This window comes from Mangrovibacillus sp. Mu-81, assembly GCF_036867415.1.
Taxonomy (GTDB): domain Bacteria; phylum Bacillota; class Bacilli; order Bacillales; family Bacillaceae_B; genus Rossellomorea.
Genome location: NZ_JBAJHU010000012.1, coordinates 25055 through 39952, shown reverse-complemented (window position 1 = coordinate 39952; position 14898 = coordinate 25055). Strand labels below are relative to the sequence as shown.

Annotated in this window: 17 protein-coding genes; 6 read left to right on the top strand and 11 right to left on the bottom strand. The window is 40.5% G+C overall.

Going from position 1 to position 14898, the window contains the following annotated elements; all coding sequences use genetic code 11:
* Positions 1 to 71: 71 nt before the first annotated feature.
* Positions 72 to 698 carry an ArsR/SmtB family transcription factor gene (locus V6B33_RS18695; protein WP_334219200.1) on the bottom strand — a complete coding sequence of 209 codons (627 nt, stop codon included), beginning with the start codon at positions 696 to 698 and terminating at the stop codon, positions 72 to 74.
* Positions 699 to 1077: 379 nt separating this feature from the next.
* Here V6B33_RS18695 and V6B33_RS18690 point away from each other — a divergent pair, with 379 nt between their 5' ends.
* Complete coding sequence (locus V6B33_RS18690) at positions 1078 to 1209, top strand: FbpB family small basic protein (protein WP_334219199.1); 132 nt, start codon at positions 1078 to 1080, stop codon at positions 1207 to 1209.
* Entirely contained in the window at positions 1210 to 1596 is a 387-nt protein-coding gene (locus V6B33_RS18685) for a sporulation protein (protein WP_334219198.1), read from the top strand.
* A gap of 40 nt (positions 1597 to 1636) precedes the next feature.
* Here V6B33_RS18685 and V6B33_RS18680 read toward each other — a convergent pair whose 3' ends face one another.
* From V6B33_RS18680 to V6B33_RS18665, 4 genes are all read right to left on the bottom strand, one after another.
* On the bottom strand, positions 1637 to 2185 hold the full coding sequence (locus V6B33_RS18680) for an AAA family ATPase (RefSeq protein WP_334219197.1): 549 nt from the start codon (positions 2183 to 2185) through the stop codon (positions 1637 to 1639).
* An 89-nt stretch (positions 2186 to 2274) separates the two neighbouring features.
* Complete coding sequence (gene glsA, locus V6B33_RS18675) at positions 2275 to 3213, bottom strand: glutaminase A (RefSeq protein ID WP_334219196.1); 939 nt, start codon at positions 3211 to 3213, stop codon at positions 2275 to 2277.
* A gap of 131 nt (positions 3214 to 3344) precedes the next feature.
* A complete protein-coding gene (locus tag V6B33_RS18670) occupies positions 3345 to 4433 on the bottom strand; it encodes a GNAT family N-acetyltransferase (protein WP_334219195.1) in 1089 nt (362 codons plus the stop codon).
* A gap of 78 nt (positions 4434 to 4511) precedes the next feature.
* Positions 4512 to 5000: a GNAT family N-acetyltransferase gene (locus V6B33_RS18665; protein ID WP_334219194.1), complete on the bottom strand. Its 489-nt coding sequence runs from the start codon at positions 4998 to 5000 to the stop codon at positions 4512 to 4514.
* Between the two features lie 117 nt (positions 5001 to 5117).
* On the opposite strand from V6B33_RS18665, the gene V6B33_RS18660 reads away from it, so the two are divergent.
* From V6B33_RS18660 to V6B33_RS18650, 3 genes are all read left to right on the top strand, one after another.
* Positions 5118 to 5666 (top strand): GNAT family N-acetyltransferase, encoded by a 549-nt coding sequence (locus V6B33_RS18660; protein ID WP_334219193.1) that lies wholly within the window; start codon positions 5118 to 5120, stop codon positions 5664 to 5666.
* A 252-nt stretch (positions 5667 to 5918) separates the two neighbouring features.
* Positions 5919 to 6263 (top strand): hypothetical protein, encoded by a 345-nt coding sequence (locus V6B33_RS18655; RefSeq protein ID WP_334219192.1) that lies wholly within the window; start codon positions 5919 to 5921, stop codon positions 6261 to 6263.
* 113 nt (positions 6264 to 6376) lie between these two features.
* The gene (locus V6B33_RS18650; protein WP_334219191.1) at positions 6377 to 6814 is read left to right on the top strand and encodes a hypothetical protein; all 438 of its coding nucleotides are present in this window, start codon (positions 6377 to 6379) and stop codon (positions 6812 to 6814) included.
* A gap of 100 nt (positions 6815 to 6914) precedes the next feature.
* Here V6B33_RS18650 and V6B33_RS18645 read toward each other — a convergent pair whose 3' ends face one another.
* From V6B33_RS18645 to V6B33_RS18625, 5 genes are all read right to left on the bottom strand, one after another.
* Positions 6915 to 7409 carry a GyrI-like domain-containing protein gene (locus tag V6B33_RS18645; RefSeq protein ID WP_334219190.1) on the bottom strand — a complete coding sequence of 165 codons (495 nt, stop codon included), beginning with the start codon at positions 7407 to 7409 and terminating at the stop codon, positions 6915 to 6917.
* Between the two features lie 471 nt (positions 7410 to 7880).
* Positions 7881 to 9977 (bottom strand): heavy metal translocating P-type ATPase, encoded by a 2097-nt coding sequence (locus V6B33_RS18640; protein ID WP_334219189.1) that lies wholly within the window; start codon positions 9975 to 9977, stop codon positions 7881 to 7883.
* 19 nt (positions 9978 to 9996) lie between these two features.
* Entirely contained in the window at positions 9997 to 10362 is a 366-nt protein-coding gene (locus tag V6B33_RS18635) for an ArsR/SmtB family transcription factor (RefSeq protein ID WP_334219188.1), read from the bottom strand.
* Between the two features lie 291 nt (positions 10363 to 10653).
* The gene (locus V6B33_RS18630; protein WP_334219187.1) at positions 10654 to 10860 is read right to left on the bottom strand and encodes a hypothetical protein; all 207 of its coding nucleotides are present in this window, start codon (positions 10858 to 10860) and stop codon (positions 10654 to 10656) included.
* Between the two features lie 221 nt (positions 10861 to 11081).
* Positions 11082 to 12758, bottom strand: coding sequence for an acyl-CoA dehydrogenase family protein (locus V6B33_RS18625; RefSeq protein WP_334219186.1), 1677 nt, complete (start codon positions 12756 to 12758; stop codon positions 11082 to 11084).
* Between the two features lie 371 nt (positions 12759 to 13129).
* Here V6B33_RS18625 and V6B33_RS18620 point away from each other — a divergent pair, with 371 nt between their 5' ends.
* Complete coding sequence (locus V6B33_RS18620; RefSeq protein WP_334219185.1) at positions 13130 to 14077, top strand: nucleoside hydrolase; 948 nt, start codon at positions 13130 to 13132, stop codon at positions 14075 to 14077.
* Between the two features lie 60 nt (positions 14078 to 14137).
* On the opposite strand, the gene V6B33_RS18615 is transcribed toward V6B33_RS18620, so the two are convergent.
* Positions 14138 to 14677 (bottom strand): GNAT family N-acetyltransferase, encoded by a 540-nt coding sequence (locus tag V6B33_RS18615; protein WP_334219184.1) that lies wholly within the window; start codon positions 14675 to 14677, stop codon positions 14138 to 14140.
* Positions 14678 to 14898: the final 221 nt, after the last annotated feature.

The following is a 14898-nucleotide window of genomic DNA, read 5'->3' as shown; positions in this document are numbered from 1 at the left end:
ATTTTACAATCTTACTAAAAAATACTTTTATTCAGTAAAAATAATTTTACAGTCTCTTCAAAAAAAACCGTTTACCGGTCTTTCTCTTTTTTGTCCTTCATTACACGATCTGCAAATTTTGACTCTTCCACTTCGAATCCCATTCCAGTGATGTAATAAATGTTTTGATTCATTTTTTTCTCTTCTTTGGCTCTTTTTTGGAATTCACCTACGAGTTCAAAATATTCCTTAACGAACCATTTGAAATTATCTTCCGAGCTGGTCGTTTCCCACGATGATGCAAGTATATTCCAATCAGAAGGGTCCTTATCTCCAGCTTCTTCGAATGCTGTACTCGGAGCTTCAAGAATCCGGCTCATTGTCCGTTCGAGCATACCATACATCATCAGTCTCTTCGTTTCGCTAATTTCTTCTTTATGAGGCAGCAAGCTTGCATCAGGATAAAATCCGCTTGAAACCGATTGAAAGAATTTTTGGACAATGCCGTTCTTTTCTTCGGTTTTGACGATTTCTATCAGACCAAGCTTTTCTAATTCCTTCAAGTGATAATGGATTCTGGCTCGGGACATTTCGAACAGTTCAGACAACTGCTGACCTGTATACGGCTTTTCTACGAGGCGCATCATCAGTTTGATGCGAAAAGGATCGCTTAACGCCTTTAACTGATCATACTCCTTGATAATAAACATCGGTTTCATATGAACAACCCCTGTAATTAATTTTACTCAGTTAATTTTATTTTACTGTGTAAATGAAGTTTAACATATTGATTAATTTGCCCGCAATAGGCTCCAACCTGTATTTCCCCGACATTTTCTGCATGGGGTGATTTCAATTGACATTTTAACTTGCAGGCTTTATTATGGAATCATAAATTCATATTTCCCTAAAGGGGAGTAGCTTTTACAATAAAGTCGTCATTACAGAGTCAAAGGCTCTCGGCTTTATTGACAACAATGTTGTTAGCGAGACCTTTACCAGCTGGTGAAGGTTGTTATATGCAGAAAAAGACCTTTACCGATTCGGTAAAGGTCTTTTTGTATATAACCAGCTTAAATTTGGAAGGGTGCGAATGATTTGATTAAGAAAAATTTACAGCAATTAATCCAAAAAAATAAAGAGCAAATTTTACGTGATAAAAATGCCATGGATAGGATAGAAAGGAAAGTAGATTTGAAATATATCAAAGATGAGAAGGAGAATGTCTGAATGCTGCTTAGAAAATATGTTTCAATGTTTGGTGTCGGTGCAGCTAAAATCGATTTGGTATTACCGAAAGCAACCTTTTACCCGGGAGAGCCATTGAACGGCTATTTCCTCCTGGAGGGCGGGATCGTGAAACAGAAACTGAGGCGGATTGATTGTGATTTAGTTTTGGTCGACAAACATTCAAATGAGAAAACGATCGACACAACCACGATCTATAAGTCAGACGAACTAGAACCGGATGAAACTAACAAGCTGAATTTTGTATATAGATTACCTAAACAATTAAAAGCCAATGAGAACGGTGACCGCTATCTCTTTAAAACAAAACTTACATTTGATAAAGGAGTTGAAAGCCAGGATGAAGATTGGATAACGGTCATTGCCTAGCTCAAATAAAAAGAAAACGCCCGGAGTGGGCGTTTTCGTACTAACAGAACTTAATATGTTCTAAATTCTTCAACTTGTCCATAATGACTGTTACCACAGTATCTATTCCGGCATTTTCCGTATCTATATAGTCACCAAAATGATACTCTGCGAATGCGTTAAGACACTTCTCCGTTTGCTGGAAACACCAATTCCCTTCCTCTTCTCCCCTTTTCCGCAGTCTTGCAAAAATCGTTTCCCTGCTTGCCTGCAGACAAAAATGGAAAGTATGTTCATCAATATCCTTGAAACCGTTAAGTATGTAAGTAAAGTATTCTGGAACCCTTATCGTCATGGGTACGATAAGATTCTTCCCGTACTTCTTTTTAAGCTTTAAGGCTGTTTCTACAGTGAGGATTCTCCAAAGCTCGTAGTGTTGAAAGTCTCCACTCTTTGATTCTGCTTTTTTGATCTCATCCGGAAGGATCTCTCTCACCATGTATCCAACATTTTCAGGATCGAAAATCATGCTGTTATCCAGTTTACTTAATAGTTCATTTGCTATTGTCGTTTTTCCCGCACCGAAAGCGCCGTTTATCATGATGATCATATCCTCTACCCCCTGAACATATGCGTTTCTATACCAGTTTTCCAACTCATTCTTTTTATCACCCTAGTTTGTATATTCTTTATCGAGTTCTAATCATGAAAAATATTCAGCTTCAGTTTATCGGAAAGCGTTCTTAATACTTGTCCGCCGGCAACGCTGTTTCCTTTTTTATTGATGGCTGGAGCGATAATTCCTATGCCCATTCGTCCGGGAACAGCACCGACTATGCCACCGGAAACACCGCTTTTCAACGGGAAACCTACTTCTACAGCATAAGTACCAGACTCATTATACATACCAGAGGTAAGCATGATGGCTTTCACGGTGCGGACATGATGCGACTGAATCAACTGTTCCCCCGATTCAAAATGCCTTCCGTGGTTGATCAGGAAACAGCCGAGCTTAGCAAGAGCAAGTGAATTTACATCGATTGAATTTACCCGGTAATAGAGCTCGAGAGCTTCTTCCGCGTCTTTGTTTGAGAGAATACCCGTACTTTCCATGAAATAGGCAAGACTCCGATTACGAGCACCGTTTTTGATTTCAGATCGGTAGACTTCTTTATTGAATTTGACCCTGTCGTCATTTGTGATTGTTTGAAGGAATGAACAGATTCGTTCGAAACGTTCTTCAACTGACGCTCCATTGACTAAACTTGCTGTCGCAATTGCACCGGAATTGATGAGTGGATTGAAAGGCCTGTGACCTTCATAGTCTTCAAGATTTGAAATCGAATTGAAGAAATCATCGGTAGGCTCCATACCTACTTTTTGAAAGACGACTTCTTTACCGAAGTCTTCCAATGCCATTAACAAAATGATGACTTTTGAGATACTTTGAAGAGAGAATCCGCTGTCATCGTTTCCTGCTGAATAGATTTCTCCTTTTTGTGTGATGATGGTGACCCCCAGGTCGGTTGCATGGGACTGATCCAGACCCGGTATATGATCGACAACTTCACCTTGAGATGTATACGGTCTGCAAGCTTTTACTACTTCTTCCATGAATTGATCTGATAATTTCTCCAAGCCGATTCCTCCTAAATCGATATCTATATATAATATTTACCCTAATTCAGGAGAATTAATTAGTCGGCATGGTTCAATCCTTACTTTATAGCATCTTTATTTCACCGCAGGCACCCATCGCCACTAACTTACTAAAATAGTTCAAGTAACTCCCCAAAAGATTCAATCACATAATCGTAATTCTTTACTTCACCGAATCCATATTTTGCATAAACAAATGGTATGTCTGCATAGAGTGCTGCTTCCCGGTCACCCTCAGTATCACCAACATAAACAGGCTGCTTTAAGTGATTTCTTTCCATTATCAATTTAATATTTTCTCCTTTAGACAGACCTGTCCTGCCCGGATTTTCATAATCGGTAAAATGCTTCTCCAATCTATGATAGTCATAAAAAGCTTCGATGTATCCGTGCTGGCAGTTGCTTACGATAAAGAGCTTGTACTTTTTCGCCAGTGCTTTCAGTACTTCTTCCATCCGGTTATAAAGGGTGCCTCCTCTTTCACTGAGATGCCGGGTTTCTACCTCTGAGCACGCATTCATGAATTGTTCCCTCTCCTCTTCATTCAGCTGAGGAAACAATATTCTTCCGATTTCATGCATCTGCAGCCCCATCGTTTCCTTGAGCTGCTGAGAGGTAAGTTCGTCATTCACTTTATCGTGATTCTTAATGACTTCATTCCATGCATGTACAATTGTTTTCCTGGAATCCCATAAGGTCCCGTCCAAGTCGAAAATGATACTGTCCATAGTTATTCCTCCTGGTTTTATCAGTTCTTTCTTGAAAGATGTAAGCCACAATCCTTGTATTATTTCCTTTTCAACAATAACTTCAAACCCGCTTTTTATATAAAAATCAATGGCAGGAGTGTTTTTTGATCCTGTAGATACAACCAATGATTCCCCATTCTTCCCTTTCATCTCGAGTTTGTGCAATAGTTTCTTAGCGATACCTTTTCTGAAATGATCTGGATGCACCATCAATCTGTGGATATCAATTATGCCGTGATTGTATTTAAAAGAAATGACACCATATAAATCATTCTGTTCATAAAAGCCGTAAAACGTTTCCCCTGATTGCTGCAAGTCAGCCAATGTATCTCTTAGTGGAGGCAATTCATCGAATTCTATTATTTTGGCTTCAATTCTGTAAGACAGATACTGGAGTTGTAATACTTTTAATGCATCAGTCTCTTCTGTAATGTCAATCATCTGAATCATAAGGCCGTCATCCTTTTTTAAAATTGCAGGGTCCTTTTACATGTTGCCACCTAACGATATAAGCGTGATACTCTTTCATCAAGTTCTTTGTGTTTGGATCTCGGGGTGCTTATTCACTGTTGATTTCTCATATATTTTTATTGGATTCCCTCCTAACCCGAAAGCTTCTGTTGAATGGATCCATCCATATTTTTCATAATATTTATCAAGGTCTGTTGCCAGATAAAGTTTTTTATAGCCTTTTTGTGCAGCTTCCTGTAAAGCTGTATCGAGGAATTGTCCACCGAGTTCTTTGCCCCTGAATTCGGGGTCAACATATAAACATGCAAGCCATGGAGTCAAATCCTGCCGGCTGTTGATATCGTTGCGGAGGATGGCAAACGTCCCGATGATTTTCTCGTTTTCTACTGCTATGTAGAATCTCGGAACGTCTTCTTCTGTTTTACAAGAATTAAGCATGCAGTCCTTATAAAACATGTAGCTTTCTTCGCTGCCCCACTGATTCCAAAATGCATTTACGGCTTGTTCGAATAAGTCGGTTCTTTCTCTTAACTCATGGATGCGCATATTAATCCCCCTTTTTTCTGCTAACGATCCTTTATAATTAAATATTTTATAATAGTATGAGAATTATTTCTATTTATATAGTAAAATTATACAATATTATTTAAAGGAGTGTTCTCGATGTTTATACATAAGGTTGATGAAGATTTATCCTTGAAATTAGTGGATTTGAATGATTCAGATGACATGTTCCGCTTGGTGGACAGCTCCCGGAAGCATTTGAAAGAGTGGCTCGGCTGGGTGGACTATACGAAAAAGGTCGAAGATACGAAGGAATTCATTCAAGGATGTATGCGAAGCTATGCTGAAAATAAAAGCATGAATACCGTCATATTATTTAAAGGAGAAGTAGTTGGAACTGCCGGATATAATTCGATAGATTGGTCTAATAAAACAGCTTACATCGGCTACTGGCTGCATGAAGATTATCAAGGGAATGGCATTATGACGAGGGTCGCTAAAGCATTGATGGATTATGCTTTCGAGTTTCATAATCTAAACAAAGTAGATATTAGAGCAGCTGTTGAAAACAAGAAAAGCAGAAGCATCCCCGAGCGGCTGGGCTTCGTGCAAGAAGGCATAATCAGACAGGCTGAATGGCTGTATGATCATTTTGTTGATCATGTTGTATATGGGATGCTTTATGAAGAATGGGAAAGACGAAAGTAGTCTTTCCCATTAAGTAGTTAAACATTACCAAATTTCTTCCCCTTATTGATGAAAAAATCTCTGGTATAGGCGCTCGTCCATACCGATTGGACAAAGGTACATACAATGTACTAAGTCGAGGTATTACCTCTGGCAAATACGCGGAGTTAGGGGGAAGAAATATGTGGTTTGCAAACATTCATGGCTGCGATAGAAAAGGACGCAATCGCTGCAATTTCTGGGACAACTTGATGTTCGGACACTGCTCTTGCTATGAAGACGATTACCACCATCATGACTGCAGAGACTCCAGAAGTAATGAACCCGTTGAACAAAAGTGCTTTAAAATCAAGGACGATCATTCCTGTAAGTGTAAACACAAAGACAACGATCACAGAGACTGGAATCATTGCGACTGTAAAAAAGAACACAGCAGGTGTGGCTGCAAGAAAGAGCATCATTCATGCGGGTGTATGGAACATTCAAAATGCAAATGTCATAATCATCGCAGACATCACAGTGAAAAGTGTAACTGCGGCAGATGATAGCAGGACCCATCCCTATTCGGATGGGTTCTTTTTTTTGTGGAATGTCAGTCATATAAAACAGAGGGATTGAAAACAATATTTTATTGCGCTCTTTGCAGATAGAAAATTTATGATGAACTCGCACAATCTTTAAACCGGATTATCGCATAGAATATAGTAGTTTCGAATGAGGAGGTGAAACATTTGGGAATCTATTTAGATGGCAGAACCAGTCAGAATGCCAGCCTTGCGAATAGTATGACGACACCCATTCTGGTAGGAACCGAAGCTTTATTCGGCATCGTAGGACTTGATGCATCAAAGGCAACGACCGGTGATATAAGAGTAGCGTTTAATGGAACAGTGGCTGTACAATTACCGTTGCCGCCTGTTTTAACCACGGTCACAATAACTGTTGTACGCGGCACCCAGCAAACAGGGGCGACTACTGTTTACACCGCGGAACAACAGTTGAGCCTTCAAACAGTCGGTCCGCAGCTCGTAACTTTTTCAGGTGCTGAATTCAACGTGCCTAAACCTGTAAGCGGACCACTTGTATACTCTGCATTCATCAGTGCAGACGTTGTTGGTACAATCAGGGTCGGTCCAGAGAGCTTCAGCGCAATTGCCACAGCAGGTTAATTGGACAAGCATTGATCTTCCTGGATATTATTAAATCAGACACCTTTCACCTTTTCCTGACAAAGTGAAAGGCATCTGATTTTGCTTTCCTTCAAATTGATTATTTCTCCTTCTCAACCGGGATTAGTATATAAAAGTGCGGGTCATTTAGATCGCGGTCATGAGGATACCGTTCGTGTTTGATAGGTAAATCGTCAAAGTACTCAGGTCCACTTTCCACATAGGGCTTGTACTCCCGATTTTCTTTCATCCACTGATGAATTTTTATGTAAGTATGACCGATGTCGCTGCCTTTTTGATGATGGATCTTGAAATAGTGCATCTGTGGAACCAATATCTCCTCCATGCCTTCTGGTATCTCCTGTTCTGCATTCACCTCATATACAGAGTAGTGAACAAATCCATCCGGGCGCAGGTGATAGGATAAACCTAATTGCATCTCGGGGTTTACTGCAAGTTCCAGTTCACTTACCCGCTCTTGCATAGTGTAAATGATTTTCTTTAGATTCGGTATTTCAGTGTAGGCTCCATCCCATTTTAAACCGATGGCACGATAGGCCGGCAGCTCGATAATGTCGAATTCCAGATCCTCCATATTATCTCTCCTCCTAAAAGTATTTTCAAATTATATACATTCTGGATAAAAATTGAAAATCCCTTCTTGAAATTGGATTGATAGGAGGTCAATTCCCACTTTGGTTGGTTATTTTAGGGAGTCCTAATCTTTTGGGGGGTGATGAATCATTGGTTATTTGAACATCTCGTTCAGTTTAATACCGCTGTATTATTTACAAAAAAAATGCCCGAAACTGCAGTTTCGGGCATTTTTTCCTGATCATTGATTTGAAGTATACTCATTTTCGTCAAAATCCTCTAGTTCTTTCTTTGATTTACGTTTGAAAAAAAGTACCACGAGCAATGCGGGGATGGATAAAATGATATACCCCAATAGTAGGTTTAGAATGTCATTCGACCTCCTTGCATCCTTTAACAATATTGTAACTCTTCAAGCACGTTTTTTATACGTATAGGAGTGAAAATAGTGTGAACAGATTGCCATTGAGTCTCAGTCAGTGACTTGTCTTTTCTCTCCGAACATAACGGTCAAACTGATTAATGTGACGATGATGGTCGCACCCATATCTGAAAGAATGGCAATCCATAATGTCAGTAATCCGGGAATTGTCAATAATAATGCAATCAGTTTCAAGCCAAGTGCCAATGTAATATTCAGTTTGATAATGGTGTTTACTCTATTAGAAATGTTAATGGCAGATGGCAGTTTTCCAAGATGGTCCTGCATTAGAACAATGTCGGCTGTTTCAATGGCACTGTCTGTCCCTTTTCCCATGGCGATCCCCAGGTCGGCAGTGGCCAATGCAGGGGCGTCGTTAATTCCATCTCCGACCATCGCAACTTTTCCGTTTGCTGTCAGTTCTTTCACTTTTGCTACCTTTTCATGGGGTAAGAGTCCTGCAAAATAGTCTGTCAACCCGATTTGCTTTGAGACTTTTTCAGCTGTTTTGTTATGGTCCCCTGTCAACATTACTGCGTTTTTGATGCCTGCCGCATAAATCTTACTTATAATACCTTTGCTTTCTTCCCTGATTTCGTCGGTAATCCCGAACAGACCCAATACTTTTTCTTCACTTGAAACGATGACAAGTGTATATCCTTCGTCTTTCAATGAAGCGATATCTTCTGATACTTCGATTGGCAAAGAAAAGGTTATGCTCTTTTCATTCCCCACTCTGTACGACTGTCCACTGATGACGGCATAAACCCCCTGTCCGGGAATGGTACTGATCTCATCAGGTTCTTCAAGTGTGAGATTTTGTTCACTGATTTTTTCCATTACAGCTTTAGCAATTGGATGGGAAGATGTTCTCTCAATCGATCCTGCGATCTTGAAGAAACTTCCTTCATCATACACACACATCTTTTCCACGTATGGGTGACCTTTCGTTAATGTCCCGGTTTTATCGAATGCAATGGTATCTACCTTTCCCAGCTGTTCAAGGTAAACTCCGCCTTTAATAAGGATTCCATTTTTGGCATTCCGGGCGATGCCTGAAACGATGGCGATCGGTGAAGATAAGATTAATGCGCATGGACAGCCAACTATAAGAACTGCAAGTCCCTGGTAGAACCAGGGACCCCATTCTCCATTGAATAAAAGAGGTGGTGCGATCATGACTAGCATGGAAATGAGCATGATGATCGGTGTATAATATTTGGCAAATCGATTGATGAACTGCTCGGTCGGTGTTTTCGTTTCCTGTGCCTCTTCCACTAAATGAAGAATTTTGGCAAGGGAAGAATCTTTGTATTCTTTCGAGATCCTTACCTTCAGCACACCTTCATTATTGATGCTTCCCCCGAATACTATTTCATTGGTTTCTTTTTCGACAGGCATCGCTTCTCCGGTAATGGCTGCTTCGTTCACCGAGCTTCTTCCGGAAACGATGACCCCGTCAGATGGGATTTTTTGACCGGATTTGACTAATACGAGATTTCCTGCTCGCAATGACCTGATTGGAACAATCCTCTCTGTTTCATTTTCTATCAGAATTGCTTCTTTAGGTGCAACTTTGAGAAGTTCCTCCATCGATTTTCTGGCTTTCTCCATACCCATGCCTTCAAGGAGTTCATTGATTCCAAAAAGAATAGCGACAAGTGTCCCTTCTTTCCATTCCCCAATGGAAAAAGCGCCGATCAATGCAAGTGTCATTAACGTATCAATATTGAATTTAAGTTCAATGAGGTTCTTGAAACCTTTAATAAAGATAAGATAACCGCTGGTGGCTGCAGCTGTCAGGTACATAATAACAGGTACAAGATTATTCAGCTGGGTGTCCACATAGATGGCAGAAAAGAAAATGATGGCAGATATACCGATTAAAATCTTCATTTTGTCATTGCTTGACTGTGAATGTTCAGGAGTATGGTCGGGATGAAAGTGTTGATTTTCCTTTATGATGGCGGCACCGTCAGAAGATAGAATTTTTTCCACCTGCCCCATATCGACTCCTTCACTTACCACCAATTTGCTGCTGTTATATAGTATTCTTGAGCCGTCACCGTTTTCTAACTTGTTAATCCGTTCCTCCATCTCCCGCGCACAATTCCCGCAAGTGAGTCCCTGAAGTTTATATTCATTCATGTGAATTCCCCCGTGAAATTTAGTGATGCCTAGCATGATACATTGTTTGTTGCAACATGTTCATCACATGATCATCATCAGCTGAATAATATAACGTCGTTCCTTCACGTCTGTATTTGACCAACCGAAGATTTTTCAAGAAACGCAGTTGATGTGACACCGTCGTTTGCAGAAGTGAGAGACTGTCAGCAATTTCATTGACAGAATGCTCTTTTTGCGCCAATAAATGCAATATCTTTACCCTGGTAGGTTCAGAGAGGGCTTTGAATGTTTGTGTTACAATAAATAACGTTTCCTCATCAATTTCAACACAGTGTTCCTGTTCGCTTGCCTGATCTTTGTTGTCGAAATCAACTTCATTTTCTTGTTTATTATTTTTTCCCATTGTGTCACTCCTATTCTATTTCAATATATGATAATGTGTTCATGTATAATATTTAATGATAAGAAAAGAACTGGTACCTGTCAAACATTATCATTTTTTAGTATCTATACGATTCACCCGCTTCTCCTTTGCCTTTCAAGGTGAAAAAAAGGAGGCTGAAGATAATTAATCTTCAGCCTTTATAATTTATTTACATCTCAACAGATGATGTTGAGATGTAAATAAAACTACTCACGTTTAGACTTAAACATTTTCTCATGTCTTGTCCGTAATTGATGAACTTTTTTCCATTCAGTATTCGATTTCATCATAATCTTTTGGCTGCGGTACGGGCTGGACGTTTTCACTGTTTGATATATTTTCGATTGTCTGCATGTCGCCTTTTTCTTTTAAAGGGACATCTTTCGTTTGTTTTTCTTCTTTCACCAGTCTGCATCTCCTTTCGATAGAGCTAGGAATAATATGTGCAGAAGAATGTGAAATCATCCAATCAGTCATATTCACTCACCCTCCCTTGCCTGTCCGGAAGTATGGAACCTCTAAAAACTGGATAACTTGATACGTAGAACGGCCGTCATGGAGGTGACACATGATTAAGAAGAACTGCACATGCAAAAGATGCAAATGCCAGACGAAGAAAGAGTGCGATTGCCCTTGCTGCTGCGAGAAATAAAAAATAACCCCGGGCTTTCACCAGCCCGGAATTCCTCTATCTTTATCTACAAACTGATGCCGACAATTTCATCAAAGTATTTAACCGATTTCATTTCTGAATCCAGCCACTCATTCTTTTTCCAAGTGTGCTCGATAAACACTTCAGCCACCATGTGCTTCCGCTTTCCGCCGAACAATGCGGCATCAACAAGTGCTGTCACACTTTCATAAATCCTTACCATTAATTCCGCAAGCCGTTTACTATGGAATGTCTGGGTCTCAATTTCAGCATCGGAGACTTTCTTAAGTACGTCTTCTAAAACAACTATCCCTTCCCTTACCGGTTCACTTATGCCTCGCAGTTCACCAGGAAGCCCTTCTAGTTCCAATTTCATTTGTTTTAAAAATAGTTCATGGACATGATGCTTCTTCATCAACCTAAGCACTTCCAATCCCAAAATATTCGAAGTCCCCTCCCAAACGGTGAGTACTTGTGCATCACGAAGTAAACGAGGAAGTACGAAATCCTCGATATAGCCGTTGCCTCCATGCATTTCAATTGCTTCGTGTGAAAAGTGAATTGCCTGTTCAGCGGTTTCTTTTTTCAAGATGGCAATCAGCAGCCTTGTCAGTGCCTTTTCATTCTCTGTTGCCGGGGTTTCCCCATTTTCACACCGGTCGAACATCTCTGCCAGCCTGAACACAGCACTCGTTTCGATTTCCTGTTTTACCGCAAGCTTTACCAGGCTTTCTTTTATCATTGGATAATTTGCAAGCACCTCTCCAAATGCCTCACGGTGAAACACATAATTCTTCGCTTCAAGGTATGCTCTTCTCATGATACGGATTGAAGCAGCCGCATTGCAGATCCTCGACAGGTTCAAGGCTTCCATCATATAATATATCCCTTTTTCTTTTTGACCGACTACATATGCTTTCGCGCCTTCGAACTCGATTTCGGCAGAAGGGACTGCGCGTACACCAAGTTTATCTTTCAGCCTCCTGATATGAATGCCATTAAGGCTTCCGTCATTCTTTCTCCAAGGTACGGCGAATAAGGTCAGACCTTTCGTTCCACTGCCGGACCCTTCAATGCGTGCAAGCACCATAGCTATACCGCACATACCTGCATTGGAGGCAAAATATTTCTCGCCAAATAGTTCATAACTCCCCTCGTTCAAAACTGCACGCACAGTATTTGCACCAACATCCGATCCTCCCTGTCTCTCGGTAAGAAACGTTGCGCCTTCAAACAATTCCACTTCACCTGTCGACAGCACATACTGCAGGAACCTTTTTTTTACATTAACAGAAGCATATTTTTCAAGCAGCAAAGCAGTAGCCATCGTTAATGTCACTGGACAGTAAAAACCGGGCTCTGTTTGAGAGAGCAGGTATCCCTGCGCAAATGAATAAAGGTAGTTCCCTTTCGTCCCGAGTTGTGGAATCTCTTTGTGAATATAACCGACAATTCCTTTGTTGTAGGTATCCTCAACCGTTTTTTTGTAACCTTCATTTACCCAGATCTCTGACACTTCTTCACCATAACGGTTATATTTTATCAGTCGCGGCTGCCCTTCTCGATCGGTATGAACAGCGCGTACATCGATTTCCCCAGCACACTTCTCACCGAATTCAGCGAGCTCCCCTTCAGCCCATTGATGGAAGTCATCACTGAGATAGTGACGCATAAGCTGTTGAAGGTGAGGATCTTCAAGATAAAAATTCTCGATTTTCTTCATAATGTCACCTCACTTGAAATAATTAGCTGCTGCACTGCAAGTACTTTCAATGGATGACACAGCGGAAGCAACGGTAATCTGGTATATTCATTGAGTATTAGTATCTTATAGCTTGGCAGATTTTCCGCTTTGCTGCACAAAATTATATTGGCTGGATCCATTACTTCACACCATTCTGCATAAGTCATCTGTAATTCCTGTTTAATCTTCCTTCCGGATTTGTGAGAATTATCTAATAACATCATTTTACCATTTATCTTATTAAAAAGTTCCATTGCTTTTGAAAAATATTAGTATTCACGGGACTTTCCCAGTTGACACGGGACAATTTCCCGATGCCATATAATGTGAAAAAAGTAGGGGTGAGCTCATTGAAGAAAAAGATTCTGCTTTTCGCTGACGTGGGGGTAGATGACATAGTGGCCCTTATCTATGGCTATTTAAGTGAAGATATCCACCTTGTCGGAGTTGTGGCGGATTATGGAAATGTACCAAGGGAACGAGCGATACAAACAGCGAATTACTTGATGACCTACGTTCCTGAAGGAAAAAAGTTTCCTATTATAGGAGGCGCAGAAATTCCGATGACAGCACAAGAACCAACGTTTTATCCTGAAATCCACGGGGAATTTGGACTGGGACCGATCATTCCTGACGTACTAGTCGATAAATATGAAAATTTCTTTGAAATTGTAAATATCATTAAAGAGTATGGAAAAGAGCTTACAATTGTCAGCGTAGGGAGATTGACATCACTTGCAACAATGTACATCCTATATCCAGACCTTATGGGTACTGTAAAAGATACGTATGTAATGGGTGGAGCATTTTGGGTCCCGGGGAATGTAACCGCAGTGTCTGAGGCGAATTTTTACTCTGATCCTGTTGCTGCAAGAGTTGTCATGAATTACGGGGAAAATGTTACGATCATACCTCTCAATGTAACCGATTATGCAATTGTAACACCTGAGATGGTTGACTATATCGACGCAAAGGGACAAACAGAGCTGTTGAAGCCTTTGCTGGATTACTACTATGCTTTCTACAAAGAGCGTAATCCTGACATTCAAGGAAGCCCTGTGCATGATGCCATAACTCTAATGGCTCCCCTATTCGAGGATATGTTTACTTTCCGGGAACTTCCTGTCTTTGTTGGGACAACAGAAGGACGTGTTGATCAGGGGCAGAGCATCACCGATATCAGGCCATATATAAAGTTTGAAAATAACGCTAAAAAGCACCGTATTGCATTCGGATTTGATTATAAGAAGTTTTATAACAGGTTCATGTCAGTCATGACGGGGGAAAGCTTTGAGTGAAAAGACACGTAGCTACCTTACTTGAAGAAAATGTATCAATTTCCATCTTCCTATTCGAAACTACATGTTTTCATATTCTTCTTTTACAATACCGAAAATCTCGATATCTTCGAATGTACCGGAAACGAGGCGGTCTCCTTTCAGTAAACCTTCTTTCTGCAACCCTGCTCTTTGGAGGACAGTAATTGAGCCTATGTTTCTTGAAATGGCAGCGGCCCATATCCTATTTAATCCGACTTCTTCCATTCCAAACAACGTCATCCTTTTTACCGCCTCGGTCGCGAACCCTTTTCCCCAATATTGCCTTCCCATCCAGTAGCCAAGCTCCCCCTTCTGATTGACTGTATCTACCCGAAGTGTGATTGTGCCCATCAATTCGTCCGTACCTCTCTCTGTAATCGCCAGTGGAAATTCGGTACCTTTTTCAAATTGCTCAGGCTGTATTTTGATCCAATCAAGTGCGTGTTCTAATAGATATGGCTGAGGCAGACCAATGATATCTGCCACTTCATTGTTATTGGCGAGATTTTGGATCTTAGGGGCATCGGATTTGGTGAATGGTCTCAGAATTAACCTCTCTGTTATCAGTGTTTTAATCATGAGTTACTCTCCTTTGGCGGGAATGTTTATTTTCTTTTAATCCTCTATTAATCTATCATTTTGATAAGAAAGATTTTCTCGAGGTAACCCCTTATTTTGTCATTTTGTTCATTTTATCATCAGAATTGCTGCGATAGAAGGGACAGAATTGAGTGAGTGTGCAATAAGTAAAATCAGAAGGGAAATAAGCCGCTTTCAAATTCTGAAAGCGGCTGCAAGTT